The sequence below is a fragment of the Kitasatospora sp. NPDC032150 genome (assembly GCF_055579945.1).
This window is the reverse complement of record NZ_JBVIMH010000002.1, coordinates 392,131-416,665: the sequence shown is the minus strand read 5'-3', so window position 1 is coordinate 416,665 and position 24,535 is coordinate 392,131. Positions and strand designations below refer to the sequence as shown.

Annotated in this window: 24 protein-coding genes, 1 pseudogene and 1 riboswitch; of the genes and pseudogenes, 6 read left to right on the top strand and 19 right to left on the bottom strand. The window is 71.9% G+C overall.

Features of this window, described 5'->3' with window-relative positions; genetic code table 11:
• Positions 1-64: 64 nt before the first annotated feature.
• A complete protein-coding gene (gene pyrR, locus ACZ5ON_RS04250) occupies positions 65-661 on the bottom strand; it encodes a bifunctional pyr operon transcriptional regulator/uracil phosphoribosyltransferase PyrR (protein ID WP_344637214.1) in 597 nt (198 codons plus the stop codon).
• A gap of 363 nt (positions 662-1,024) precedes the next feature.
• Here pyrR and bldD point away from each other — a divergent pair, with 363 nt between their 5' ends.
• A complete protein-coding gene (gene bldD, locus ACZ5ON_RS04245) occupies positions 1,025-1,528 on the top strand; it encodes a transcriptional regulator BldD (protein ID WP_014134541.1) in 504 nt (167 codons plus the stop codon).
• A 178-nt stretch (positions 1,529-1,706) separates the two neighbouring features.
• Here bldD and ACZ5ON_RS04240 read toward each other — a convergent pair whose 3' ends face one another.
• From ACZ5ON_RS04240 to nicT, 7 genes and pseudogenes are all read right to left on the bottom strand, one after another.
• Complete coding sequence (locus tag ACZ5ON_RS04240; protein ID WP_465585221.1) at positions 1,707-2,621, bottom strand: hypothetical protein; 915 nt, start codon at positions 2,619-2,621, stop codon at positions 1,707-1,709.
• Between the two features lie 149 nt (positions 2,622-2,770).
• Entirely contained in the window at positions 2,771-3,607 is an 837-nt protein-coding gene (locus tag ACZ5ON_RS04235) for a thioesterase family protein (protein ID WP_465585219.1), read from the bottom strand.
• Between the two features lie 181 nt (positions 3,608-3,788).
• Positions 3,789-4,229, bottom strand: coding sequence for a transcription antitermination factor NusB (nusB, locus tag ACZ5ON_RS04230; protein ID WP_465585217.1), 441 nt, complete (start codon positions 4,227-4,229; stop codon positions 3,789-3,791).
• A 2-nt stretch (positions 4,230-4,231) separates the two neighbouring features.
• Positions 4,232-4,792, bottom strand: a complete 561-nt coding sequence (efp, locus tag ACZ5ON_RS04225; RefSeq protein WP_465585213.1) for an elongation factor P — start codon at positions 4,790-4,792, stop codon at positions 4,232-4,234.
• A gap of 79 nt (positions 4,793-4,871) precedes the next feature.
• Positions 4,872-5,978, bottom strand: coding sequence for a M24 family metallopeptidase (locus tag ACZ5ON_RS04220; protein ID WP_465585210.1), 1,107 nt, complete (start codon positions 5,976-5,978; stop codon positions 4,872-4,874).
• Positions 5,979-6,066: 88 nt separating this feature from the next.
• A pseudogene (locus ACZ5ON_RS04215) lies at positions 6,067-6,681 on the bottom strand (peroxiredoxin); the annotation flags it as partial.
• A 248-nt stretch (positions 6,682-6,929) separates the two neighbouring features.
• The gene (nicT, locus tag ACZ5ON_RS04210; protein WP_465585207.1) at positions 6,930-8,027 is read right to left on the bottom strand and encodes a Nickel transporter NicT; all 1,098 of its coding nucleotides are present in this window, start codon (positions 8,025-8,027) and stop codon (positions 6,930-6,932) included.
• 31 nt (positions 8,028-8,058) lie between these two features.
• A riboswitch (cobalamin riboswitch) is annotated at positions 8,059-8,274 on the bottom strand.
• Between the two features lie 84 nt (positions 8,275-8,358).
• On the opposite strand from nicT, the gene ACZ5ON_RS04205 reads away from it, so the two are divergent.
• The 4 genes from ACZ5ON_RS04205 to ACZ5ON_RS04190 all read left to right on the top strand — a co-directional run bounded on the left by ACZ5ON_RS04205 (position 8,359) and on the right by ACZ5ON_RS04190 (position 11,048).
• Positions 8,359-8,721, top strand: a complete 363-nt coding sequence (locus ACZ5ON_RS04205) for an ArsR/SmtB family transcription factor (protein WP_465585204.1) — start codon at positions 8,359-8,361, stop codon at positions 8,719-8,721.
• 100 nt (positions 8,722-8,821) lie between these two features.
• The gene (locus ACZ5ON_RS04200) at positions 8,822-9,565 is read left to right on the top strand and encodes a TetR/AcrR family transcriptional regulator (RefSeq protein ID WP_465585201.1); all 744 of its coding nucleotides are present in this window, start codon (positions 8,822-8,824) and stop codon (positions 9,563-9,565) included.
• 85 nt (positions 9,566-9,650) lie between these two features.
• Positions 9,651-9,962 (top strand): hypothetical protein, encoded by a 312-nt coding sequence (locus ACZ5ON_RS04195; RefSeq protein ID WP_465585198.1) that lies wholly within the window; start codon positions 9,651-9,653, stop codon positions 9,960-9,962.
• Between the two features lie 15 nt (positions 9,963-9,977).
• Positions 9,978-11,048 carry a M14 family metallopeptidase gene (locus ACZ5ON_RS04190; protein WP_465585196.1) on the top strand — a complete coding sequence of 357 codons (1,071 nt, stop codon included), beginning with the start codon at positions 9,978-9,980 and terminating at the stop codon, positions 11,046-11,048.
• Positions 11,049-11,172: 124 nt separating this feature from the next.
• Here ACZ5ON_RS04190 and ACZ5ON_RS04185 read toward each other — a convergent pair whose 3' ends face one another.
• Together ACZ5ON_RS04185 and ACZ5ON_RS04180 are read right to left on the bottom strand one after the other, a co-directional pair.
• The gene (locus tag ACZ5ON_RS04185) at positions 11,173-12,849 is read right to left on the bottom strand and encodes a peptide-N4-asparagine amidase (RefSeq protein ID WP_465585194.1); all 1,677 of its coding nucleotides are present in this window, start codon (positions 12,847-12,849) and stop codon (positions 11,173-11,175) included.
• Positions 12,850-13,003: 154 nt separating this feature from the next.
• Positions 13,004-13,936: a quinone oxidoreductase family protein gene (locus tag ACZ5ON_RS04180; RefSeq protein ID WP_465585190.1), complete on the bottom strand. Its 933-nt coding sequence runs from the start codon at positions 13,934-13,936 to the stop codon at positions 13,004-13,006.
• A gap of 101 nt (positions 13,937-14,037) precedes the next feature.
• Here ACZ5ON_RS04180 and ACZ5ON_RS04175 point away from each other — a divergent pair, with 101 nt between their 5' ends.
• A complete protein-coding gene (locus tag ACZ5ON_RS04175; protein ID WP_465585187.1) occupies positions 14,038-14,472 on the top strand; it encodes a MarR family winged helix-turn-helix transcriptional regulator in 435 nt (144 codons plus the stop codon).
• A 70-nt stretch (positions 14,473-14,542) separates the two neighbouring features.
• Here ACZ5ON_RS04175 and ACZ5ON_RS04170 read toward each other — a convergent pair whose 3' ends face one another.
• The 9 genes from ACZ5ON_RS04170 to mltG (ACZ5ON_RS04130) form a co-directional block, all read right to left on the bottom strand.
• Entirely contained in the window at positions 14,543-15,352 is an 810-nt protein-coding gene (locus ACZ5ON_RS04170; RefSeq protein ID WP_465585184.1) for an Fpg/Nei family DNA glycosylase, read from the bottom strand.
• Positions 15,353-15,461: 109 nt separating this feature from the next.
• Positions 15,462-16,271, bottom strand: coding sequence for an AAA family ATPase (locus ACZ5ON_RS04165; protein WP_465585182.1), 810 nt, complete (start codon positions 16,269-16,271; stop codon positions 15,462-15,464).
• A 173-nt stretch (positions 16,272-16,444) separates the two neighbouring features.
• On the bottom strand, positions 16,445-16,885 hold the full coding sequence (gene aroQ, locus ACZ5ON_RS04160) for a type II 3-dehydroquinate dehydratase (RefSeq protein ID WP_344637196.1): 441 nt from the start codon (positions 16,883-16,885) through the stop codon (positions 16,445-16,447).
• The gene (gene aroB / locus ACZ5ON_RS04155) at positions 16,882-17,970 is read right to left on the bottom strand and encodes a 3-dehydroquinate synthase (protein ID WP_465585179.1); all 1,089 of its coding nucleotides are present in this window, start codon (positions 17,968-17,970) and stop codon (positions 16,882-16,884) included. Before aroB ends, aroQ begins: the two co-directional genes overlap by 4 nt.
• Complete coding sequence (locus ACZ5ON_RS04150; protein WP_465585177.1) at positions 17,967-18,482, bottom strand: shikimate kinase; 516 nt, start codon at positions 18,480-18,482, stop codon at positions 17,967-17,969. Before ACZ5ON_RS04150 ends, aroB begins: the two co-directional genes overlap by 4 nt.
• Positions 18,479-19,663, bottom strand: a complete 1,185-nt coding sequence (aroC, locus tag ACZ5ON_RS04145) for a chorismate synthase (protein WP_465585174.1) — start codon at positions 19,661-19,663, stop codon at positions 18,479-18,481. The genes ACZ5ON_RS04150 and aroC overlap by 4 nt, the downstream gene beginning before the upstream one ends.
• A 226-nt stretch (positions 19,664-19,889) precedes the next feature.
• Positions 19,890-20,717, bottom strand: coding sequence for a shikimate dehydrogenase (locus ACZ5ON_RS04140; RefSeq protein ID WP_465585170.1), 828 nt, complete (start codon positions 20,715-20,717; stop codon positions 19,890-19,892).
• Between the two features lie 431 nt (positions 20,718-21,148).
• On the bottom strand, positions 21,149-23,050 hold the full coding sequence (gene mltG / locus ACZ5ON_RS04135; RefSeq protein WP_465585167.1) for an endolytic transglycosylase MltG: 1,902 nt from the start codon (positions 23,048-23,050) through the stop codon (positions 21,149-21,151).
• Positions 23,051-23,210: 160 nt separating this feature from the next.
• Positions 23,211-24,392, bottom strand: coding sequence for an endolytic transglycosylase MltG (mltG, locus tag ACZ5ON_RS04130; RefSeq protein WP_465585164.1), 1,182 nt, complete (start codon positions 24,390-24,392; stop codon positions 23,211-23,213).
• Positions 24,393-24,535: the final 143 nt, after the last annotated feature.

Sequence of the window (24,535 nt, the reverse complement as noted above, 5' to 3'; positions counted from 1 at the left end):
GGAGTTGGTGCGGGGCGGTACGGCGGCGCGGGGAGCGGGGCTGCGGGTGTCGCGCATCACCCGTTCACTCCCCGGCGAGGGCCTGGGTGGAGCGTGCGGAGTAGTCGCGGTCGCCGACCAGTACGGCGTCCCGGCCGTCCACCTCGGCCAACCGCACCTGGACGGCTTCACGCAGCGAGGTCGGCAGGTTCTTGCCCACGTAGTCGGCGCGGATCGGCAGTTCGCGGTGGCCTCGGTCGACCAGGACGGCGAGCTGCACCGCGCGCGGGCGGCCGAGGTCGTTCAGCGCGTCGAGGGCGGCGCGGATGGTGCGGCCGGAGAAGAGCACGTCGTCGACCAGGACGACCAGCCTGCCCTCGATGCCGTCGGCCGGGACCTCGGTGTGCTCGGCGGCGCGGGCCGGCTTAAGCCGGAGGTCGTCCCGGTACATGGTGATGTCGAGGGTGCCGAGCGGGATCTCACGGCCGGTGATCTGGGCCAGCTTGGCGGCCAGGCGCCGGGCCAGGTGGACCCCTCGGGTGTGGATGCCGAGCAGGACGACGTCCTCCGCGCCCTTGGCGCGCTCCACGATCTCGTGGGCGATCCGGGTGATCACCCGGGCGATGTCGTTGGCGTCCAGCACCTGGTGCGGCGGACGAGATGCGTCAATGCGTGTGGTCATGCCGAAGCCGACCTCCTTCCCCGCCTCACGGGACGGGCTTTAAAGGACGTCTGGGGGATACCCCGGGTCCCGCCCAGGGCTTCCAGCCATCCTAACAGTCCGTTCTCCCGCGCCCGACGCACCGCCACCCGGCGCCCGTCACCGCAGGCCGACACGGCCGGACGCATACGGTTGACATCGGCCTTCCTGGCTATTCGCACGAGTGCCCCATTCGGCTTGACGCAACTACCTCACTCTACGTAACCTCACAGTGAGTTACGAGATGGTCCACACACCCACCGGTGGAGTGGTCGGGTGAGCGGTCACCCAGCCGCGATCCTCGTGGCTCACCACTCAACGCGAAATTCTCGTCCGGGGAGACCAATGTCCAGCGACTACGCGAAGCAGCTCGGAGCCAAGCTCCGGGCGATCCGCACACAGCAGGGGCTCTCCCTGCACGGCGTCGAGGAGAAGTCCCAGGGGCGCTGGAAGGCGGTCGTGGTCGGCTCCTACGAGCGCGGCGACCGTGCGGTGACGGTGCAGCGCCTCGCCGAGCTGGCCGAGTTCTACGGCGTCCCGGTGCAGGAGCTGCTCCCCGGCGGTACCCCGGGCGGCGCGGCCGAGCCGCCGCCGCGCCTGGTGCTCGACCTGGAGAGACTGACCCAGGTGCCGTCCGAGAAGGCCGGCCCGCTGCAGCGCTACGCCGCCACCATCCAGAGCCAGCGCGGCGACTACAACGGCAAGGTGCTCTCGATCCGACAGGACGACCTGCGCACCCTGGCCGTGATCTACGACCAGTCGCCGTCCATCCTCACCGAGCAGCTGATCAGCTGGGGTGTTCTCAACCCGGACGCGCGCCGCGCGGTCCGCGAGGAGGACGCCGGCTGAGCCGGCCCTGCAGAAACGTCACGGCGGTGTTGCCCCGGTCGACCGATCGGGGTGGCACCGCCGTTGCGCTTCTTCTGCCGGGCGCGCACGGAGGGCACGCACAACCGGTGCCGCGCGCACAACCGGTGCCGCCCGCGTCGGAGTCTCCCGACCGGCCCGTCCCGGGCCCGCGCGGGGCTCAGCAGACCGAGCCGAGGCCGAATCCCGGCCGGGCCGCGATCTCCCCCAGGTTCAGGCTCGCCGGAGCCCAGTCGAACCCCGTGCTCTGCCAGGCCCACGCCACCTGCCGGTACTCGCCGCAGCTGCCCGCCCCGCCCTGCGAACCGTGCAGCACCGCCACCCCCGGCAGTTCGAGCGCCAGACCGGCGCAGAACACCGCGCAGACCAGGTCGAGATCCTCATCGTTGAGCCGGACAGCGCCGTCCTCCCAGTGCAGGATCCGGGCGTCCGCCGTGAGCCGCCCGCCGGGCGCCTCGACGGCGCAGCGAAACTCGTACGCACCGCAGCCCGCGCCGACCAGCATCCGCCGGAACAGCTCGCCGCCCCGTTGGAAGGCCGACCGGACCCTGGCGTCCGGCACCCCCCTCGCGGCCCCCTGGCCTCCGCCCGCACCGGCGAGCAGCTGTCCGCCGAGCAGCAGGTCGACGTGGCACATGGTCAGCCCGCCCTCCCGAGCCCGGACCAGTCGCGGGATGAAGTCGCCGGAGAGCTCCTCGCCCTGGTACGGCAGCAGCTGGGTACGGAGCGCGGGGTTGAGCAGATACCGCTCGCGGGCGGCGGGCGTGGCCGGGTCGAGGTGGTGCAGCAGGCAGAAGTCGGTGAAGTCGCCGGGGTGGAACATCCTGGCCCGGACGCTGCCGTAAGCCTGCTGCGCCTCGCCCAGCAGCACGGCGGTGTCCACCAGGTAACTGTCGAAGTCCGCGGCGTCGGTCAACCCCCAGGGGCGGGCGCGCTCGAAGTCGGCGTGGCTGGTGAGGATGCCGGTGACGAAGGCCTGCTCGGCGCGGCGGCGGGACTGCGGCTGGATCCGGCCTTGGCCGGGCACACCGACCGTGCAGCGGAAGATCCGGGGAGTGTGGCTGTTCCGCGACATCTGGTGCTCCTTGGCCGGGGAGTGGCAGCGGTCTGCCGTTTTGCTCCTCTTACTCCCCATCCCCGCGAGTCGCACACGTACGGCGTGTCACAGCTCAGTAACCACCCGTGAGTCGCTGTGGTGGGGGCGCTGCGCGGCGCCCCCCGGCGCTACTGCGGCCGCGGCGCGCGGGCGAGCTGGCGGGACTGGGCGACCAGGCGGCCGGACTCGTCCCAGACCTCGGCGTCCTCCTCGAAGTAGCCGCCGGCCAGGTTGCGGGTGGAGTGGACGACCCGCAGCCAGCCCGGTACCGGCCTGGCCCGCAGGTGGACCGTCAGCTCGACGGTCGGCGCCCAGCCCGGCATGCCGAGGTCGAAGGTGACCGGCGGCAGCGCGTCGGCGACCAGCAGCAGCATCAGCGGATCGGGCTCGCGGCCGTCGGCCAGCTTGAACCAGCCCTGGATCCGGCCGCTCCCGGAGGGCTGCCCCACCGCCCAGCCGACGGTCGCCGGGTCGAGCCGCAGGTCGAACCGCTCCAGCAGCGCGGCCTGCGAGATCAGTTCCCTGGGGGCGTCGGCGACGCTGACGCACCGCTCGGGCGGGGGCAGCTGCGGCGGGGTGGCGCTGGTGTGCACGGCGCCCTCCGCGTCCGACAGGTCGCCGTAGCTGGCGAGGACCCTGAGCCGTTCCCTGCCGTCCTGGCTGAGCGAGGCGGTGCCGGTGGAGAGGCTGCGGCCGCGGCGGACGAGTTCGGTCCGGACGTCGACCGGTCCGGGCGCGGCGGCGGAGAGGTAGTAGCCGCTGATCGAGATCGGATCGGCGTGCGAGCTGTCCGCACCGTGCCGGATCGAGAGCGCGTGTCCGGCGAGGGCGAGCTGCAGGCCGCCGTTGATACCGCCGCCGATCTGCCAACCCGCGTCGAGTTCGCCGTCGTAGTGGCCCGGCTCGCCCGGGCGCTGGGTCAGGGCGATGCCCCGATCGAACTCGCTTCGGATCGCGGTGGTCATGCGTGATTCGCCCTTCGCCATTGCAAAGTTACCGGTCGGTAGCCAACATACGCCACCACCCGGGGGCGTGCGAAGGCCCGCCGGACGCGGAATCCGGCGGGCCTTGAGCAGAGCGGAGGAACGACGGTCGGCTGCGACGGATCACCGGCGCAAAACTCCCGCTCGCGCGGGCGGCGGGAGGTCAGTCGCGACGGATCGTCGGCTTGAGCTCCATGAACCGTGCGAGCAGACCGTTGACGAACGCCGGGGAGTCGTCCGTGGAGAACTCCTTGGCGATCTCGACCGCCTCGTCCAGGACGACCGCGTCCGGGACGCCGTCCTCCCAGATCAGCTCGTACGCGCCGAGCCGCAGCACGTTGCGGTCCACGATCGGCATCCGGTCGAGCGTCCAGCCCACCGCGTACTGGGAGATCAGCTCGTCGATCCGGCGGGCGTGCCGGGCGTACCCCTCGATGAGCTCCATGGTGTACTCACCGACCTGCGGGGTGCCCTCGTCCGGCTTCGGCTCGCGGGCGCGGCCGACCCAGTCGGCGAGCACCTGCTGCGGGTCGACACCGCGGTGGTCTGCCTCGAAGAGGATCTGAAAAGCCCTGGTCCGGGCCTTGGTACGGGCAGATGACACGATTACTTGACCCGACCGAGGTAGCTGCCGTCGCGGGTGTCGACCTTGACCTTCTCGCCGGTGGTGACGAAGAGCGGGACCTGGATCTCGGCACCCGTCTCCAGCTTGGCGGGCTTGGTGCCACCGGTGGAGCGGTCGCCCTGGACGCCCGGCTCGGTCTCGGCGATGACCAGCTCGACCGCGGCCGGGAGCTCGACGTACAGCGGCTTGCCCTCGTGCTGCGCGACCAGGGCGTCGAAGCCCTCCAGCAGGTACTTGGCGGCGTCACCGACGACGCTCGGCTCGATCGGCAGCTGGTCGTAGGTGTCCATGTCCATGAACACGAAGTTCTCGCCCTCCATGTACGAGAACTGCATGGTGCGCTTGTCGACGTTGGCGGTCTCGACCTTGACGCCGGCGTTGAAGGTCTTGTCGACGACCTTGCCGGTCAGGACCTCCTTGAGCTTGGTACGCACGAAGGCCGGGCCCTTGCCGGGCTTCACGTGCTGGAACTCGACGACGGACCACAGCTTGCCGTCCAGGTTGAGGACCATGCCGTTCTTGAGATCGTTCGTGGAAGCCACGGGCGCACTTACTCCTGATATAGCTGTCAAGGAACCAAGGTGGGCGCGCGTCCCGCGGCCACCGCGGCGAAGCCGTGGCCTACAGGGCGAGGAGCTCCTTGGTTGTGATGGTGAGCAGCTCGGGCCCGCCCTCTTCGAGGGGGCGTACGACGAGCGTGTCCTCGATCCGGACCCCGCCCTTGCCCGGGATGTGAACTCCTGGGCCGACGGTTACCGGTACGCGGTTGTCCAGTTTACCCATGTCGGTGGGGCCGAGGCGCGGCGCCTCCCGGATCTCCAGGCCGATGCCGTGTCCGACCGGACGGGGCGAGTGCTCGGTGTGGCCGGCCGCCTGCAGGATCTCGCGGGCCGCCTGGTCGGGTACGTTCTGCGGCACCCCCGGGCCGAGCGCCTCCCGGCCGGCCCGCTGGGCGCGGAAGACCAGCCGGTGGAGTTCCACCTGCCAGGGCGCGGGAGCGGCGCCGATCACGAAGGTGCGGGCGGTGGAGACCCCGTACCCCCGGTACTGCGCGCCGAGGACCACGGTGAGGAAGTCGCCCTCCTCGACCCGGCGGTCGGTGGGCTGGTGGCCCTCCATACCGGAGTGGGTGCCGGTGCCGACGGAGACCGGGAAGGCGGCGCGGTCGGCGCCGTGGTCGATCATGCGGCGCTCCAGTTCCATCGCCAGGTGGCGCTCGGTGCGGCCGACCAGGATGGACTCCAGCAGTTCGCCCAGCGCCTGGTCGGCGATCTCGGCGGCGATCCGCAGATCGGCGATCTCGTGCTCGTCCTTGACCACCCGCAGTCGCTCGACGGCCCGGGAGAGGTCGGCCACCCGGGCGTCCGGCAGCAGTTCGGTGACGCGGCGGTGGCGGCTGACCGTGAGGTCGTGCTCCTCCACCCCCACGTCCCGCACCCGCAGGCGGCCCGCCGCCTCGACGGCGGCCAGGGCGGTGTCGGTCTCCCTCGGGACCGCCAGCCGCGGGATGTCCTCGCCGAGCGCGTGCTGGCCGGTGTCGTCCGGCGGCAGGTCGTCGGGCAGCGCGAGCAGCACCCGCTCGCGCGTGAGCAGCAGGCTCGCACCGCAGGGCGGGCAGCCGGTGAGGTAGCGGACGTTCGCCGAGCGGGTGATCAGCGCCGCGTCGAACCCCGAGGCGCTGCAGTGCTCCCTCAGCCGCTCCCGTCGGACCGCGTACGCATCAGACATGGACCGAGCCTACGGAGCCGGACCGGACCCCGCCCGTTCAGCGGGCCGATGGGCGGACGGCATGACCGGATCGGGTGGTCCCGGCGCGTCACAGCGCCCGGACCGCAGCAAGCGCCGCCGTCACGCTCGCGGTGATGTCGAGGATGGGGTAGAGCACCTCGCGGATGACGCCGTCCCGGTCGGCCACCAGGGTCAGCCGCTTCAGCCTGGTGGTTCCGGCGGCCCGGACCGTGGGCAGGCGCAGTGCACCGGTGAAGCCGAAGGCGAGGTCGGAGAGCAGCGGGAGGCCGAGGCGTTCGGCCGCGGCGAAGGCGCGCTGCTCGTCCGGTCGCTGCGTGGAGACGCCGTGCACGGCGGCGCCCGCTGCGGTGAACTCGGCGAGCCGGTCCCGGTAGGTCACCGACTCCAGGGTGCAGCCGGGCGCGCCGGGTACCGCGGACCAGCCGGGCGGGTAGGACTCGGGCCGGGCGAAGGCTCCGGGAAAGCAGTAGATGACGGTGGCGGGGGCGGCGACGGGGTCGTGCGGCTCGCCGTCGGCGCCCGGGAGCAGCAGCTCGGGGATCCGGGTGCCGAGCAGGCCGTGTACGCGCTCCGCCTCCCGGGAGGCGTCGGTGGTGGTGGCCGTGGGCGTGCCGTCGCCCAGCAGCCAGCCGTCGCCCCAGTCCTGGAGGGCGACCAGTTGTCGCAGCGGGCCGCGCCCGCGTCGGCGACGGCACCATGTCGATCACCACCAGCGCGCTGCGGGCCGGCACCGGCGACTGGTACGCGGAGCGGCGGCCGCGGCGCTCCTCGTGCCGGCCGTACTCCCGACCCCCGATCCGCCAGTTGTGCGGCTTCGCCTCGGTCTTGGGCAGTACGACTCCCCCGATCCCCGGCCGACCACCAACCTGCCCGGAAGCCGGGCGGGTTGTACGTTGTCCGGGGATCGGCGCGGGTCGGCCAGGGCCCGGTTCAGGACCAGCGCTGCTCGACCTTGGCGAAGCGCCAGTAGCCGATCGCCGCGATCCAGACCACGAGGAACAGGCCGACGATCACGAACCCGACGTTGTCCAGACTCAGTCCGGCGATCCAGCCCGTCACCGGGTCTGTGAGGTCCAGCTTCTCGTGCAGGACGCCGACCAGTTCGATGGTCCCGATGATGAAGGCGACCGCGACGGAGAGACCGGTGATGGTCAGGTTGTAGTACACCTTGCGAACCGGGTTGGAGAACGCCCACTGGTACGCGAAGTTCATGAAGGTGCCGTCGAGGGTGTCGAACAGGCTCATTCCGGCCGCGAACAGCAGGGGCAGGCAGACGATGGCGTACCAGGGCAGACCGGCCGCCGCACCCGAACCCGCCATCACCATCAGGGTGACCTCGGTCGCGGTGTCGAAGCCGAGACCGAGCACCATGCCGACGGGGAACATCTGGCCCGGCCGGGTGATCGAGCGGGTGGCCCGGGAGAGGATCCGGTTCATCAGACCGCGCGAGTTGAGGTGCGCTTCCAGCTCGCGCTCGTCGTACTGGCCCGCGCGCATCGCCCGGAACACCTTCGCGATCCCCACCAGCGCGGCCAGGTTGAGCGCGGCGATCAGGTAGAGGAACACCCCTGAGGCGGTGGTGCCTATCATGCCGAGCACCTGGTGGGTCGTGGACTGGTCGTCCATCAGCGTCCCGGCCAGCGCGGCACCGCCGGCCACCAGCGCGGCCATGATGACCACCATCGAGGAGTGGCCGAGCGCGAACCAGAAGCCCACCGAGACCGGGCGCTTGCCGTCGGCCATCAGCTTGCGGGTGGTGTTGTCGATGACGGCGATGTGGTCGGCGTCGAAGGCGTGCCGCATCCCCAGGGTGTACGCGGTCACGCCGAGGCCGATCCCGTAGACCTGGGTTCCGACCTGGTACTTCTCCGGCGCCACCAGGAGGATCAGGACTCCGAAGGCCAGCACGTGCATGGCCAGGATCACCGCCATCAGACCGGCGGTCCGTACGGTGTCCTCGCGCTTCCAGCGGAAGGCGGGCAGGGCGGGGGCCGCCGCCGGAGCGGCATCGGTTCTGGGCAGGGTCATCTGCGGGTCACGCTCCAGCACCTCGTGGATCAGTTCGTGAGATGCCGTGGCCGGTCTCCTGGCTGACGGGTCGAACGCACCCGCACCCGGCCTTCCCGGACGCGTTCTCGTCCAGTGGCCGCCCGTCCCTGGCGGGGGCGGGGATGGTGCCGGTACTTCCCGATCACAGTGGCGAGGGCCGCTCCGGTCTGGGACTCCTGAGAGTCCGTCACCGGTCTTCCCGAGCACCACGGCGGGCACAACGGTAGGGGGCCGTACGGTACCGCTGCAAGCCTGCACAGCTGTGCAGGTGTCGGGTATCACAGGTGACACTGCTGCGAGAATGCCTGTCATGCATCTCGTCCCCGCCGACCGCGCCGACCGCAGGACCATCGACGGGCACCGGGTCTGCGAGGCGATCGCCGCGATCGGCGACACCGAGCACGTCCGGTCCTGGGCCGAACGCTTCGCCCTGCTCGCCGACCCGGGACGGCTCTCCCTGCTGCTCGCCCTCCACGAGACGGGACCGCTCGCCGTCACCGACCTCGCCGTCGCCACCGGCATGCGCGACCCGGCGGTCTCCCAGGCGCTGCGCCTGCTGCGCGCCGCCGGGCTGGTCGCCGGCGAGCGCGACGGGCGGATCATCCGCTACCGGCTGGTCGACCCCGCCGTCGCCGAGGTACTGGCACACGGGGTGCTGGGCCACCAGGACTGAGCTGCGGTGCGCCCGATCCTCCCGACGGCCGGTGCGTGGCTTGTATCCTTCTGTTGTCAGCTGACGACCGATCCCCGCGGGCACGGCGAGGGAGGCGGAGATGGCAGCAGCGGAGCCCGAGCGGGGCTCTCCCGAGAAGCGCGGACGGCTGAGCCGGCCCCTGGTGCTCGCCACGGCCGTCTCGCTGGTCGACCGGGAGGGCCTGGGCGCGCTCACCATGCGCCGGCTGGCCGCCGACCTGGGCGTGGAGTCGATGGCCATCTACCGCTACACCCCGGGCAAGGAAGCCCTGCTGGACGGCCTGGTGGAGGCCTACTTCGCCGAGGTGATCACCCTGCTGCGGAGCTCGGCCGAGGCCACCGCGCCGGCCGGAGGCGGCCAGGCCTGGCGAGCGGAACTGCGCCGGATCGCCGCTGCCTCCGCCTCGGTGGCGCACGCCCACCCCGAGATCCTGCCGCTGGTGGCCATCCGTCCGCTGAGCGTCCCGATGGCCCGCCGCCCCGCCCCGGTGCTGCAACTGACCGAGCATCTCCTCGCCGTACTCGGCCGGGCCGGTTTCGACCACGCCACCTCGCTGATGATCTACCGGAGGTTCGTGGCCTGGAACCTGGGCTGCCTGCTGGTCGACAAGCGCCAGGTGATCGACGACCCCGACGAGCCGGACCCGATGCTGCGCCTGGGCCTGCACCGGTTGCCCGCCGACCGGTACCCGAGGCTGCGGGCGCTGGTCCCGCTGCTGGCGGACTACGACGACCAGGAGGAGCTGCTGGCCGGGCTGGACAGCCTGCTGAGCCGGATGCCCGATGCGCCCCTTGACTCGTTCTACGACGGAAGAGCACGCTGAAAGTACCGCGTAAACATACGGAGTACACACGCGGCGCCGTCAGCAGCGGAGCCGGACTCCGCGACGGCGCCCGGAAGAGGTCGCCATGTCCGATCGCGACAGAATTCTCCGGGTCCGGGTGACCGCCGCGGATCCAGCCGTCCTGCACGCCCTCCTCCGCGAGAAGCGGCCCGACGTCGGCGGACGTCCCCATCGCGGCGCCGACCGGAGCATCAGCATCGAGGCGTACGTCTCCCCCGCCGAGGCCGAGGAGCTCGAACGCGAGGGTGTGACGGTCCAGGTGATCGAGGACGCCACCGCCACCGGACGTGCCCGCCAGGCAGAGGTCGGCCGGGGCAACCGGTACGCCGCCGGCGAGCAGATCCCGCGCGGGCTGGGCCTCAAGGTGCAGGACTGACCCGAGGAGGCCCAGATGTCGTACCTGAACACCACCGAGGTCGACTCCGCGGTGGTCAGCCTGTCCACCGCCTACCCCTCGCTCTGCCAGCTGGTCACCCTCCTGGAGCCGTCGGTCGAGGGGAACACCTGCCACGCCCTGCGGATCGGCGCCGCCCCGACCGGAACCAGGGACTGCGCCGTGCTGATCGGCGGCGTGCACGCCCGCGAATGGGGCAGCTGCGAGATCCTCGTCCACCTCGCCGCCGATCTGCTGGAGGCGTACCACACCGGTACCGGCCTGGGGTACGGCGCCGCGAGCTTCAGCTCGGCACAGGTGCGGACCGTGCTGGAGGGCATGGACCTGGTCGTCTTCCCGCTGGTCAACCCGGACGGGCGGCACTACAGCCAGACCGTGGACCCGATGTGGCGCAAGAACCGCAACCCCGCCTACTCGCAGGGCAGTTCCGCCTGCGTCGGCGTGGACATCAACCGCAACTACGACTTCCTGTTCGACTTCACCACCGCCTTCGCCCCGCACTCGGGGGTCCAGGTCTCCGAAGACCCGTGCAACTACCAGGTGTTCCACGGACCGGCCGCCTTCTCCGAACCCGAGACCCGCAACGTCCGCCGCCTGCTGGACTCCTACCCCCGCACCCGGTGGTTCGTCGATGTGCACAGCTACTCCGAGGACATGCTCTACGTCTGGGGCGACGACCAGGACCAGTCCACCGACCAGACCATGACCTTCCGGAACCCCGCCTTCGACGGGCAGCGCGGGCTCGCGGGCGACAGGTACGGGGAGTTCATCGCCAAGGACGACCTCGACACCTCGATACTGCTCACCGAGCAGTTCTGCCAGGGGCTGCAGGGCGTCCGCGGCACGGCATACACGCCGAAGGCCGGCTACGACCTCTACCCGACCAGCGGGACCAGCGACGACTACGCCTACTCCCGGCACCTCGTCGACCCGTCCAAGGGCAAGATCTTCGCTTACACCATCGAGTGGGGCACCGAGTTCCAGCCGCCCTGGTCGGAGATGTCCGAGATCATCAAGGAGGTCGACGCCGGGCTGGTGCGGTTCTGCCTGACGGCCCTGCAGCCGTGACGGCGCGACCGGCACGGCATGGCTGCCCGGCAGGCTCGGCGGCGGCGACCCCGACCGGCCCGGCGGCCCCGGTCGACCGTCGCAGGTCTTCCGGGGCCGCCGCTCGGTGCCGGGTGGCGGCCGCTCAGCCGCCGTTCACCGGCCAGCCGTCGCGGGTGGTGACGGTGCGCTCGTACGGGCCGTCGGGGCCGCTCGCCCGGTAGCTCTCGGTGGATTCGGCGGTCCGGACGGTCGAGTCGCCGCTGTGCCGGTGGGCGCTCGGGCTCAGGGTGTGGTCGACGCTCGCACGCGAGGTGACGTGGGCGCCGGTGGCCGTGGTGTCGACCCGGTGGTAGCCGAGTTGCATGGCGGCGCGCTGGTCGGAGTTCCCGGCGGAGTCCGAGGTGCTGCGGTAGGTCGCGTCCAGCGGCTCGGCCTCGTGCACGGTGCGGACCCGGTGCGGGCCGCCACCCCAGCTGGACGTGGTCCGGGTCAGGTCGGCGTTGTTGTGCAGCACCAGGTGGTTGCCCTGGTCGGCCAGCCGCTGCCCGGACCGGAAGCTCAGGTCGTCGCGGACCTCGGTGGTGACCCGGCCGTGCGAGGTCTGCACCCAGCCCCGGGCGAGGTCGTGGCGGGTCGCGGTGACCTGCCAGGCGCCGCTGCCGCCGCCCTGGTCGTCCAGCGAGGTGACGACGGCGGCCCCGGGGGCGACCCGGTAGTCGGTCAGCGCGCCGCTGGTACGGGTGCTGCCGTGGTCCACCGTGGCGAACAGGTTGACCTGGCCGGTCCACGCGTCGTTGCTCTGCTTCTCGGCCTGGTTCACCGTGATCGAGACCGAGTGCGGGCGGCCGTCCAGCAGCAGGCCGACGTACGGGGTGAGGTCCACCTGGTAGGCGGGCAGGTCGAAGGCGAAGATGCCCGGGATCGGCCGCCAGAGCAGCGGCTCCCAGCCGCCGGTGTAGATCACCGGGTACGGCCAGACCGTCCCGGCGACCCGGCCGTCCACCGCGAGCCGCAGCTCACGGAACGGTCCCTTGCCGCAGTAGCCGGGACCCGGGTTCCTGGCCACGAAGTCGTCCGGCGCGGCGGCGTACGCGAACTCCTCGCAGGCGCCGCCGCCCCTGGCGTACACCTCGGCGGTCAGGCGCTCCAGGTTGGCCGGGAAGACCAGGTCCCCGGCAGCAGTCGGCGCGGCCTGGGTGAGGTTGAAACCGCCGGTGGTGAGCAGCCGGTCGGCCTGCTCGGGGGCCGGCCAGGCGGCGTTCGCGGTGTAGTAGGTGACGGTGGCCGAGAGGGTGAAGACCCCGGTGTAGGTGGAGTCGGTGACGTTGGCCAGGTCGAACTCGAAGGGCTGCGAGGTGGTCAGCAGCGGTGCGTAGCGGGTGAGATCGTGCTCGACCCGCCACTCGATGCCGTCCTGGGAGGGCTCGGGGGTGGAGGACATCATCACCTCGACACCGCCGACCCGGACGGTGAAGAGCCGGTCGAACTGCCGCCCGGCGACCTGCCCGTGCAGGTCGAGCACCACCTTCGACCAGGGGCCCGCGCAGTCGGCGGGCGGGGCGAGCTGTCCGACGTACGGGGTGTCCGGCGGGTTGCCGTACCCGTTGCGGAACTGCCGGTCGTGCATCACCTCGACCGCGCAGGACTTGGTGGAGGGCCGCTTCAGCGGCCGGGTGACGGTGAACGGGTCGTGGTAGTCGGTGCCGAAGTCGGCGTGGGCCGGAACGCCGGCCGTCAGGATGCCGATCAGGGCGAACAGCGCGGCGAGCAGCAGCCGGGCGGCTCGGCGGGGTACTCGGAGTGCGGAGTGCGCTGGCAATGCCGTCGACCTCGATTCTCACCGCCGGGGCCGCCGACGGATGCTGACGGCCCGTCACCGCGAGCGGGCCATCGGGCATCCTTTAGGCGATGAGTTGGACCTGTCAAGGGCCCGTGGGGTCCCGCCCGGCCCCCGGCGGAGGGCGCGGCGGGCATCAGGACAGGTCCAGCAGCACCTTGCCCAGGTTGGCCCGATCGGCCAGCGCCCGGGCTGCCTCAGCCGCCCGCTCCAGCGGGAAGGACACCGAGACCGGACGCAGCGCCCCGTCCGCGAGCAGTGTCCACAGCTCCTTGCGGTAGCCATCGATCAACTCGGGCCGCAGCCGGGAGAGTTCACGCATCGACAGTCCGACGGCGGTGTGCATGCCGCGCAGCAGTGCGCCCGCGTCCAGCGTGCCGCCCGCACCGCTGTTGACGACCAGCCGGCCGAACGGCACCAGGGCCTCGGCCGCCCGCCGGAGCACCTCGCCGCCGACGCTCTCGACCACCAGGTCGACCGGCGCACCCCAGTCGGCGTCCTGGTAGCGGATCACCTCGTCGGCGCCCAGCGAGCGGACGAAGTCCGCCTTCGCCGCCGAACCGACCGCCGCGACCACTCGCCCCGCGCCGAGCGCCCGGGCCAGCTGGACGGCGAGGTGGCCGACCCCGCCCGCGGCGGCGGTGATCAGCACCGACTCGCCCCGCTCCAGCCGTCCGGCGCGCAGCGCGGCGAGCGCGACCAGGCCGCTGCGGACGACCGCGAGGGCGTCGGCCGCGCCGATCTCCTCGGGAACCGGCGTGACCAGGGCCGGCTGGACCGTGACCAGCTCGGCGTACACGTCCTGGAAGGCCAGCCCGCCGACCCGGTCGCCCACCCGGTACTCCGCAACCCCCTCGCCGACGGCCACCACCCTGCCGACCACGTCACCGCCCGGGCAGTGCGGCAGCGGGACTTCGCCGAAGCCGTTCAGCACCTTGAGGACCGGCAGGGTGAGACCGGCCGCCTCGGCGCGGAGCAGCAGCTCACCGGGGCCGGCCACCGGCTCGGGCGCCTCGCCCGGGCGGAGCGCCGAGGGGCCGTCGTAACCGTGCATGTTGACCTTGCGCATGGACACACCTTTCATTGGGGACACCAACGCTTCATTGGCGAGACCAACGATAGGGGTAAATCCATGGGGATGTCCAACGTTTTGGCGATAGGATTCCTGACATGAACGACCCCGCACTCAGCCGCCTGCAGACCCTGCCGAGCTGGCTGCTCGGCCGCGCCGCCGCCCTCGGTCACCGCCTGGTGGCCGAGCACCTCGCCGAGGCCGAGCTGCGGCTGCCGCACCACGCCGTGCTGTGTGCGGTCGCCGAGTACGAGCCGGTCGCCCAGGCCGAGTTGGCGCGGACGGTGAAGATCGACCCCAAGGACGTGGTCACCGTCCTCAACGAACTGCAGGCCCGCGAACTCGTCACCCGCACCCGGGACCCGAAGGACGCCCGGCGGAACCTGATCACCCTCTCCACCGCCGGACGCGAACTGCTGCGCCGCACGGAGGCCTTCGGCGAGCAGGCCAACGCCGAACTCGTCGCCCCGCTCGGCCCGGCCGAGCGTGAGCAGCTGGGCGCCCTGCTCCGGCGCGTCATCAGCGACCGCTGAGAAGCCCTGCGGGGCGGGCCTTCGGGGGCACGCGGGACCAGCGCGCGCCGGAGGCCCGGCCCCTGCCGGGCTAGCGCTGCTGGCAGGTGGGGCACCAGAAGAGGTTGCGCGCGACGTGCGTCTCGGTGCGCACCTCGGTGCCGCAGACCAGGCAGGGCATCGCGGCCCGGCGGTAGACGTAGACCTCCCCGCCGTGGTCGTCCACCCGGGGCGGGCGCCCCATCGCCTCGGGCGTGTGCTCCGGCCGGACGGTGTCGATCCGGCCCGCGCCGACGCCCTCCCGCATCAGGGCGACCAGATCCGCCCAGATCGCGTCCCACTCGGCGCGCGACAGCTCGCGCCCGGGCCGGTGCGGGGCGATCCCGAGCCGGAACAGCACCTCGGCGCGGTAGACGTTGCCGACCCCGGCCAGCACCTTCTGGTCCATCAGCAGCGCGGCTATCGTCGTACCGCTGCCGGAGATCCGCCGCCAGGCGGCGTCCGGATCGGCGTCCGGGCGCAGCGGATCGGGGCCGAGCCGCCGGTGGACGGCCGCCTTCTCGGCAGGGGTGCGCAGCTCGCAGGTGTTGGGGCCGCGCAGGTCCGCGTACGCGTCGTCGTTCTCCATCCGCAGCCTGACCAGGCCGACGGGGTCGGGGGCCGGGCCGGTGCCGAAGCTGAAACCGCCGTACAGACCGAGGTGGATGTGTAGCCAGGCGCCCTCCTCGAAGCCGAGGAACAGGTGCTTCCCGTGCGCCTCCGCCTCCGTCAGGACCTGCCCGTCGATCAGCTTCGCACCGTCGGCGAACCGGCCCTGCGGGCTGGACACCCGGGCCGGACGCCGCCCGAAGACCCTGGTGTTCTCGATGGCGAGGCGGTGGATGATGTGGCCTTCCGGCACGGGCGCGGCTCCCCCGATAGCTCCGTTACGACCTTCCAATCATCGCAGCCCCCACCGACAGCGGGAGTGCCCCGCCGGCAACGGAACGGCCGGCCCCGGAAGCGGCCGGTCAGCGCGGGTTGAGGTGGTTGACGATCACCCGGTCCAGTGCGGCCGCCGTCTCGCTGACGTCGAGCTGGGAGTTGTCGATGATCGGCAGGCCGGAGTTGTACCAGCCGGCCATCCGACCGTGGATCCGGGCCACCTCGTCGTCGCTCAGCCGCCGGTTGCCGCTGCGCCGGGCGTTGCGCGCCAGCACCGAGTCCAGTCCGGGCAGCAGTACGACCGGGATCATCCCCGGCCCGATGTGCCGCCGCCAGCCGCCCAGGCCGATGGCCGGCCGGTCCGGGAAGACGGCGTCGTCGATGATGCAGGAGATGCCGTTGGCCAGGTAGTTGCGGCAGGCGAAGCCGCAGGTGCGGCGGGCCAGCCGGTACTGGGCCTCGGAGGCGTTGTTCCAGCCGGACTGCGGGTTGGCGAAGCCGGACTGCACCCACTCCCGCACGTCGTCCAGGCTGATGTGTGCGGTCGGGGTCGGCCGGCGCTCCGCCCACTGCCGGGCCACGGTGGTCTTGCCCGCACCGGCGGGCCCGATCAGCAGCACGGCGATCGGCCCGGTGGCGGCGTGCAGCGGCGGTGGCGGGGGAAGCTGCACGGGGGCGCCGTGCGGCAGCGTGAAGTGCCCGGTCGCCCCGCCCGGCGGCACCACGGTCAGCGGCACCGTCGACCGCGAGGTGTACGGCTGTGCCGCGGGCTGCGGCTGCGGGTGCGGCGGCAGGTAGGGCTGCGGGTACGCGGAAGGCTGCTGCGGAGCTCCGGCCTGCGGGTACGACCGATGACCGCCCGTCGGCCCCTCCGGGCGGACGCTCGGCGGTGCCACCGGTCGCGGCGGTACCTGTCCTCCCCCTGCGTACTGCGTCACTGACACCTCCCAAGCGGCGACACTACACGTCGGCCCGGCGGCGGGCACAGTCCGCCGCCGGGCCGGTGAGCTGCTGATCAACCGCAGGTCAGCCGCGGATCAGCGGCCGGTGGGCCACCGTTGACCAGGTGTCAGCGGGTGGTGAGCTGCTCGGCGATGGCGCGCAGCGCCAGCTCGTACGAGCCCAGGCCGAAGCCCGCGATGGTGCCGGAGGCGACCGCGGCGATCACCGAGGTGTGCCGGAACTCCTCGCGCGCGTACGGGTTGGAGATGTGCACCTCGATCATCGGTGCGGTCCGCTGGGCGGCGGCGTCGCGCATCGCGTACGAATAGTGCGTGAACGCACCGGGGTTGATCACCACGGGCGTGCCCTCGTCCGCGGCCTGGTGCAGCCATTCGACCATCACCTGCTCGGAGTTGGTCTCCCGCACCTCGACCTCGAAGCCGAACTCCTTGCCGAGCGCCGTGCAGCGCTCGACCAGCCCGGAGTACGAGGTCGCGCCGTACACGTCCGGCTCCCGGCTGCCGAGGCGGCCGAGGTTGGGGCCGTTGAGCACGATGACGCGGGTCATCGCGACACCTCCGTGTAGGCGGCGACCAGCAGGGACGGGTCAGGACCCTCCAGGATGGAGGTCTTGCCGAGGCCGTCCAGGACGACGAAGCGCAGCAGGTCACCGCGCGACTTCTTGTCGATCCTCATGGCGTCCAGCAGCTTCGGCCAGGCGTCCGCGCGGTAGGTCAGCGGCAGCCCGACGGAGGCCAGCACCGTGCGGTGGCGGTCGGCCGTGGCGTCGTCCAACCGCCCGGCCAGGCGGCCGAGTTCGGCGGCGAAGACCATGCCGATGGAGATCGCCGCACCGTGCCGCCACTTGTAGCGCTCATTGCGCTCGATGGCGTGGCCCAGCGTGTGGCCGTAGTTGAGGATCTCCCTGCGGCCGGCCTCCTTGAGGTCGCCGGAGACGACGTCGGCCTTGACCTGGATGGCCCGCCGGATCAGCTCCAGGGTGTGCGGCCCGGTCGGGGTGGTGGCGCCCTCGGGGTCGGCCTCGATCAGGTCCAGGATGACCGGGTCCGCGATGAAGCCGGCCTTGATCACCTCGGCCAGGCCGGAGACGTAGTCGTGCTTGGGGACGGTCTCCAGGGTCGCCAGGTCGGCCAGCACACCGATGGGCGGGTGGAAGGCCCCGACCATGTTCTTGCCCTCGGCGATGTTGATGCCGGTCTTGCCGCCGACCGCCGCGTCCACCATGCCGAGCAGCGTGGTGGGCATGGAGATCCAGCGCACCCCGCGCAGCCAGGTGGCCGCGACGAAGCCCGCCAGGTCGGTGGTGGCGCCGCCGCCCAGCCCGACGATCACGTCGCTGCGGGTGAACCCGGTCTGGCCGAGCACCGACCAGCAGTACGCGGCGACCTCGGCGCTCTTGGCGTCCTCGGCGTTCGGCACTTGGAGGACGATCGCCTCGTAGCCCTCGCCGAGCAGGTCCTCGCGGATCACGTCGGCGGTCGCGGTCAGCGCCTCCGGGTGGATGACCGCCACCCGCTTCGCCTTGCTGCCGATCAACCCGCCGAGCTCGCCGAGCAGTTGGCGGCCGATCAGCACGTCGTACGGGTCGTGGCCGGCGCTGCCACCGACGTGGATGGTGACGGTGTCCGTCATGGGTTCTTCAGCTCCAGTGCTTCGAGTACGGCGTCGGCGACCTGCTCCGGCGTGCGCCCCTCGGTGTCCACCACGGCGGTGGCCACCTCCAGGTACAGCGGACGGCGGGCCTCCATCAGCTCGCGCCAGCGGGCGCGCGGGTTGACGGCGAGCAGCGGGCGCGGCGCGTCCAGGCCGACCCGCTTCACGGCGTCACCGAGGGCGACCTCCAGGAGGACCACCGGCAGCGGCGCCAGCAGCTCACGGGTGGACTCGGCCATGACGGCGCCGCCACCGAGGGCGAGCACACCGTCGTGGGTCTCGGCCGCCGCGCGGACGGCCCGCACCTCCAGCTCGCGGAAGTGCGGCTCGCCCTCGTCGACGAAGATCTCCGGGATCGGCTTGCCCGCCAGCTGCTCGATGTCGGCGTCGGTGTCGCGGAAGGCGACACCGAGCCGCTCGGCGAGCAGGCGGCCGACCGTGCTCTTGCCGGACCCGGGCGGGCCGACCAGCACGACTACCGGACCGGTCATCGGACGATCAGGTGGTCGAGGTAGCTCTGCACGTTGCGGCGGGTCTCGGTGACGTTGTCCCCGCCGAACTTCTCGTTCACCGCGTCGGCGAGCACCAGCGCGACCATCGCCTCCGCGACGATCCCGGCGGCCGGGACGGCGCAGACGTCCGAACGCTGGTGGTGCGCCTTGGCCGGCTCGCCGGTACGGACGTCCAGGGTCCGCAACGCACGGGGGACGGTGGCGATCGGCTTCATCGCGGCGCGCACGCGCAGCAGCTCGCCGGTGGACAGACCGCCCTCGGTACCACCGGAGCGGCCGGAGGTGCGCCGGACGCCCTCGGGGGTCGGGACGATCTCGTCGTGCGCCTCGGAACCGGGGATCCGGGCCAGCTCGAAACCGTCGCCGACCTCGACACCCTTGATCGCCTGGATGCCCATCAGCGCGGCCGCCAGCCGGGCGTCCAGCCGGCGGTCCCAGTGCACGTGCGAGCCGAGCCCCACCGGCACGCCGTACGCCAGCACCTCGACCACACCGCCCAGGGTGTCGCCGTCCTTGTGCGCCTGGTCGATCTCGGCGACCATCGCGGCGGAGGCCTCCGGGTCCAGGCAGCGCACCGGGTCGGCGTCCAGCCTCGCCTCGTCGGAGGGCTTCGGCAGCACCCCGGCCGGGGCCTTGGCCGAGGCCAGCTCGACCACGTGCGAGACGATCTCGATGCCGCAGGTCTCCTTGAGGTAGGAGCGGGCGACGGTGCCGAGCGCGACCCGGGCGGCCGTCTCCCGGGCGGAGGCGCGCTCCAGGATCGGGCGGGCCTCATCGATCGAGTACTTCTGCATCCCGGCCAGGTCGGCGTGGCCCGGACGGGGACGGGTGAGCGCCTCGTTGCGGGCCAGACCCGCCAGCACCTCGGGGTCGACCGGGTCGGCCGACATCACCTGCTCCCACTTGGGCCACTCGGTGTTGCCCACCATGACCGCAACCGGGCTGCCCATGGTCAGCCCGTGCCGGACGCCGCCGAGGAAGGTGACCTCGTCCTGCTCGAACTTCATCCGGGCCCCCCGGCCATAGCCGAGCCGCCGACGGGCCAACGCGTCGGCCACCATCCCGGTGGTCACCGGCACACCGGCCGGCAGGCCCTCCAGCGTCGCGACCAGTGCGGGGCCGTGCGACTCCCCCGCCGTCAGCCAGCGCAACGTACCCAACGGACCTCCTTCGTCAGCGGCCCGGTCCGCAGTTCGCGGCCACGGCCCGGCCGGGCGTTCCATCCGGCGGACCGCACCCGGCCCGCCCTACAGACTGATCCTTTCACGTCGGCACCGCCCGCTGGGAAGCAGTCCGCGAAGCGGACTCATTCCTGGACACACCGGCCCCGGTGTCAGGTGCCCCGACCGCCCGCGGACCCGCTGCTCCGCCGCTCCGCTGCTCCGCTCAGCTCCCGGCCAGTGCCGCCTCGCCCGCCGCGCGCATCGCGGCCAGCGGCCCCTCGGCGACCCCGGTGAACCGCTCGAACTGGAGCACCGCCTGGTGCACCAGCAGGTCCAGCCCGCCCAGCACCGTCGCCCCCCGCTCCGCGCAGGCCGCGACCAGCCTGGTCGGCCAGGGGTGGTACAGCACGTCGAACAGGGCACCCGGCCGCTCGGGGATCGCCCCGGCGAACAGGTCACTCGCCCCGGCCGGGGTGGTGGAGACGGTCAGCGGCGCCGCCAGCGCCTGCGCCCCGTGCTCCCACGCGGCGGCCTTGACGCTCAGCCCGAGCCGCTCGCCGAGCGAGCGCATCTCCGCAGCCCGCTCCGCGCTGCGCACGTAGACGGTCACCTCGCCGTCGCACACCTGGGCGAGCGCCGCCAGCGCGGAGGACGCGGTGGCGCCCGCGCCGAGCACGGCGGCGCTCTCCACCCGCTCGATCCCGCGCTCGCGCAGTGCGTTCACCAGGCCCGGCACATCGGTGTTGTCCCCGCTCCGCCGCCCGTCCGGGTGGAACACCACGGTGTTCACCGCGTCCACCGACAGCGCCGTCGCGCTCACCTCGTCCAGCAGCGGGATGACCGCCCGCTTCAACGGCATGGTCAGCGACAGCCCGGCCCACTCCGGCCCCAGCTCCCCGACGAAGGCAGCCAGCCCGTCCTCACCCACCTCGAACCGGTCGTACCGCCAGTCCTCCAGCCCCAGCGCCGCATACCCCGCCCGGTGCAGCACCGGCGACAGCGAATGCTCGATCGGCGAACCGAGCACGGCGGCCCGGTGGTAGGTCGTCACGTGGGTTCCCCATTCCGTGCCTGATCCGGCCAACTCCGAACGGAGAACCGGACAATCCCCAGGTCTACGTAAAGAAAGCAGGTGGAGAGGGATGCCAGGCTCCGGGCGGCACTTCCGCCGCGCCCGTAGTGGCAACCTCGCAGGGAGCAACTATGTCACGCTTCGCCCGGTCGGCCGTCGCGGCCGCGACGACCCATTGATCCGCACGCCGGCGGCCGACGGCGGCAGCCTCGGCCGTCGGCTCGCCACCGGCAACCGGGGAGCGGCTGTCGAGGGCCCGCGGCCGAGCCCCGCCGCGGGCTTCTTGAACACGACCGACTCCACGCCGCGTGGCCACCGGCGAGTCGCCGTACCGCCGGCCGTCATGTCGGGTCGGCGGGTACGGCGTCAGCGCCCCGCGGGTACCGGCCTTGCCCTCGGAGCCGTCGGTGTCAGCTCTTGCACATGCCGCGCACGGGGTCGAAGCCCTTGCCACGGGCCGTGCAGTACTCCTGGACGTTCTTCTTGTGCTCGTCGAAGGTGCTCGCGAAGCGGGTCTCGGTCGGCGACATCGCGATCCAGTACGCCCAGTCGCCCGGGGTCGGGTTGAGCGCCGCCTTGATGGCGTCGTCGCCCGGGTTGCTGATCGGACCTGGCGGCAGGCCGTGGTTGACGTAGGTGTTGTACGCCAGCGACTTGTTGTTGATCTCCTTGTCCGACATCTCCGTCCGGCCGAGCTGGTACTGGAGCGTGGTGTCCATACCCAGGTAGGTGTTGCTCTTCAGACGGTTGGCGACGACCCGGGCCATCTTGCCGAAGTCCGCCGAGTTGTTACCCTCCGCCTGCACGATGCTGGCCTCGATGAGCACCTGGTAGCCGTCCTTCACACCGGCCTGCTGCGCTCCGGCGTCCAGGTTGAGCTGCTTGAAGTGGTCGACGGCCGTCGAGACCATCTGCTTGAGCAGGTCCTCGGGCTTCATGCCGTCGGTGACCGAGTACTTGGTCGGGTACAGGAAGCCCTCGATGTTGCCGTGGGCGTAGTCGGGCAGGCCGAGCTCGTTGACCTTGTCCTTGGCGACGCCCCCCGTGGTGCCGTTGGGGAGCTTCAGCTTGGCGTCGATCTTCGCGTAGATGTCGACGGCCTTCTTGCCCTCGGGGATGGTGAGCGCGTTGCCGCCGTTGGAATCGACCATCTTGGCCACCGCGGCCGCGGCCGACATCTGGTGGGCGAGGGTGTAGGTGCCGGGCTGGATCGAGGAGCCCTTGGGGTTCTTGCCGACCGCGTCGACGAACGCCCCGATGCTCTTGACCACGTCGGCGTCCTTGAGCGCCTGGCCCATCGCCTGGCCGGAGTCGCCGGTCTTGATCTCCACGTTCACCGAGCCGCTGCCGTCGCCGGTGTAGTCCGGAGGCGGACCGAAGTGCGCCTGGTAGAAGCCGTAACCCCACCAGCCCGCACCTGCGGTGGCACCGAGCAGGCAGACCGCGACGATCAGGCAGGCACTGCGGTTGCGGCGGCCCTCCTTCTTGCCCTTCTCCTTGCGCTTGCGCTCGGACTCCCGGGTCTCCGGCTCCTCGTCACCGCCGAAGAGGGACGGACGGTCCTCCTCGACCAAGTGGTCGGCGTCCTCGGGGTGCCCGTCGTGGTGCTCCTCGTCGGCCCACTCCTCGACGGCCGGCTCGGCCGCCGGGGCCTCGAGCGCGGCGGCCTCCGCCTCCCAGTCGATACCGTCCGGCCCCGGGCCCGCGGGCTGCGGTACACGCGGAGCCTGGGGAGCCCGCGGCTGCGGCTGGCGGACGGGCAGTCCCGTCTGCGGCATCTGCTGCTGCGGGAACTGCTGCCCCGGCTGCCCGAGTTGCCCGGCCTGCCCCATCTGCCCCGACTGCCCGGGCTGCCCCTGCGGCATGAACTGCTGCGGCACCGCCTGCTGCTGGACCTGCTGGGCCATCTGCTGCGGCATCTGCTGCTGCGGATAGCCGAACTGGTCGTACTGCCCGCCGCCCTGCGTGAACTGGCCCTGTTGCTGCGCCTGTTGCGGCATCTGCTGCTGGCCGTTGAGCTGCTGCTGGAGCTGCTGCGGTTGCGGGACCTGCTGCCCGTACTGGTCCTGCTGCCAGCCCTGCTGCTGCGGGAAGCCCTGCTGGACGAACTGGGCCTGGTCGAACTGCTGGCCCTGCTGGACGAACTGGGCCTGGTCGAACTGCTGGCCCTGCTGCTGGGGTACCTGCTGCCAGGCCCCGGTCTGCTGGTGCTGCTGCGGCATCTGCTGCTGCTCCTGGCCGCCGTATCCAGGGTCGCCTGGGTGCCACGGCTGCGCGCCCTGGGGCTGGTAGCCCCCGCCCAGATCAGTCATCGAACCCCTTATGCCAACCGACAGGACAGAGCCGACCGCGCCCACTGGCCGGTCGCCCGGGAGTTGGTCCCGGTGACTCCTCGAACCGGCGTGCTAGCGCAACGCCCGGGGGAAGACGTTACCGTACCGCAGCAAACCGTCCATCCAGGGCGAGGCGGGGTCAGTGACCGGCGGCGCTCGGCGAGGAACTTCTCCCGGCCTGGTAGGCGTTGAAGTCGGCGACGTTCTTCTGCTGCTGGTCAAGGCTGTCGGTGAAGCGGGTGTCACCGGGTCTCACGGTCACGAAGTAGAGCCAGTCGCCGTCCGCCGGGTGGGCGGCCGCACGCAGTGCGTCCTGCCCGGGGTTGGCGATCGGGGTGGGCGGCAGACCGGCGTGCAGATAGGTGTTGAACGGGGATTCCAGCCTGGTGTCGGCACCGGTCGTGGTGATCGTGGAGCGGCCCAGCGCGTAGTTGATGGTCGAGTCGAGCTGCAGCGGCATGTTCTTCGCCAGGCGGTTGTGGATGACCCTGGCGACCTTCGCCATGTCCACGGGGTTGTCCGCCTCGCCCTCCAGCAGACTGGCGACGGTCACCAGCTGGTACGGGGACTGGTGGTTGACCGTCGCCGCCGCCTCTACGTTCTCCTCCTGGTACACCCGCAGGCTCCGCTCCACCATCTGCTTGAGCAGGTCGGTCGCGGTGGTGCCGTCGGTGACGGGGTAGGTGGCGGGGAACAGGAAGCCCTCGATCCTCCCGTCGGTGAACTGCGGCAGTTCCAGGTTCCCGAGCTGCTGCTGGGCGGTCTTCTGGGTGGTGCCGGGCACCAGCTTCAGCCTCTGGTCGATCGCGGCGTAGACCTGGGTGGCCCGCCAGCCCTCGGGGATGGTGAGCGCGTTGGCGTTGGCCGGGTCGAGCAGCACACCCAGCGCGGCGGCCGCGGACATCTTCCGTTTCAGCGCGTACGTGCCGGGCTGGATCCGGGTCTCGGCCGGGCTGTTGGCCACCACATCCGTGAAGGCTTCGACACTGGCCACCACATCGGCTTTCACAAGACTCTCACCGATCTGGGTGAGACTGGCGCCCTTGGGCACCGACACCGACACCGTCCCCGTGCCGTTCCCCACGTAGTCGGCCGCCTTGGGCTGCCCCTTCGGCCAGAGCAGCAGCCCGGCGACCACCACCACGCCCGCCACCGCTAGCAGCGCCAGGATGCTCAGGCAGCAGGCCGCGGCGGTGCGCGGCCGCCGGGGGTCGCGCGGCCGGTACCCGTACGACTCGCCCGGTGGCAGGCCCTCCGGCTCGGTCACGGGGGCGCCGAGGTGTCCGGGGGTCAGACCGGGGGTGGTGTACGGGTCGGTCATGGCGGCTTCCTGGTCGATGGACGACACCACGAGGGGGCCCGGGGGGGGGGGTCCGCACTGGGGTCCCAAAGGGAAAGAGAACAAAACAGTCCGTTCCCCGGGCCTCCGCACCCTCCCGGGAGGTGGCTGCTCCCCCCTTTTTT

Excerpts from the sequence above, each read along its gene's own strand:
- ACZ5ON_RS04240 (WP_465585221.1), bottom strand. The coding sequence starts at position 2,621 with ATGTCGCGGAACAGCCACACTCCCCGGATCTTCCGCTGCACGGTCGGT.
- aroB (WP_465585179.1), bottom strand. The coding sequence starts at position 17,970 with ATGACGGACACCGTCACCATCCACGTCGGTGGCAGCGCCGGCCACGAC.
- ACZ5ON_RS04200 (WP_465585201.1), top strand. The coding sequence starts at position 8,822 with ATGGCAGCAGCGGAGCCCGAGCGGGGCTCTCCCGAGAAGCGCGGACGG.
- ACZ5ON_RS04220 (WP_465585210.1), bottom strand. The coding sequence starts at position 5,978 with ATGTCTGATGCGTACGCGGTCCGACGGGAGCGGCTGAGGGAGCACTGC.
- nicT (WP_465585207.1), bottom strand. The coding sequence starts at position 8,027 with ATGACCCTGCCCAGAACCGATGCCGCTCCGGCGGCGGCCCCCGCCCTG.
- ACZ5ON_RS04180 (WP_465585190.1), bottom strand. The coding sequence starts at position 13,936 with ATGCGCAAGGTCAACATGCACGGTTACGACGGCCCCTCGGCGCTCCGC.
- ACZ5ON_RS04235 (WP_465585219.1), bottom strand. The coding sequence starts at position 3,607 with ATGACCACCGCGATCCGAAGCGAGTTCGATCGGGGCATCGCCCTGACC.
- pyrR (WP_344637214.1), bottom strand. The coding sequence starts at position 661 with ATGACCACACGCATTGACGCATCTCGTCCGCCGCACCAGGTGCTGGAC.
- ACZ5ON_RS04205 (WP_465585204.1), top strand. The coding sequence starts at position 8,359 with ATGCATCTCGTCCCCGCCGACCGCGCCGACCGCAGGACCATCGACGGG.
- ACZ5ON_RS04195 (WP_465585198.1), top strand. The coding sequence starts at position 9,651 with ATGTCCGATCGCGACAGAATTCTCCGGGTCCGGGTGACCGCCGCGGAT.
- aroQ (WP_344637196.1), bottom strand. The coding sequence starts at position 16,885 with ATGACCCGCGTCATCGTGCTCAACGGCCCCAACCTCGGCCGCCTCGGC.
- ACZ5ON_RS04150 (WP_465585177.1), bottom strand. The coding sequence starts at position 18,482 with ATGACCGGTCCGGTAGTCGTGCTGGTCGGCCCGCCCGGGTCCGGCAAG.
- ACZ5ON_RS04190 (WP_465585196.1), top strand. The coding sequence starts at position 9,978 with ATGTCGTACCTGAACACCACCGAGGTCGACTCCGCGGTGGTCAGCCTG.
- ACZ5ON_RS04175 (WP_465585187.1), top strand. The coding sequence starts at position 14,038 with ATGAACGACCCCGCACTCAGCCGCCTGCAGACCCTGCCGAGCTGGCTG.
- mltG (WP_465585164.1), bottom strand. The coding sequence starts at position 24,392 with ATGACCGACCCGTACACCACCCCCGGTCTGACCCCCGGACACCTCGGC.
- bldD (WP_014134541.1), top strand. The coding sequence starts at position 1,025 with ATGTCCAGCGACTACGCGAAGCAGCTCGGAGCCAAGCTCCGGGCGATC.
- mltG (WP_465585167.1), bottom strand. The coding sequence starts at position 23,050 with ATGACTGATCTGGGCGGGGGCTACCAGCCCCAGGGCGCGCAGCCGTGG.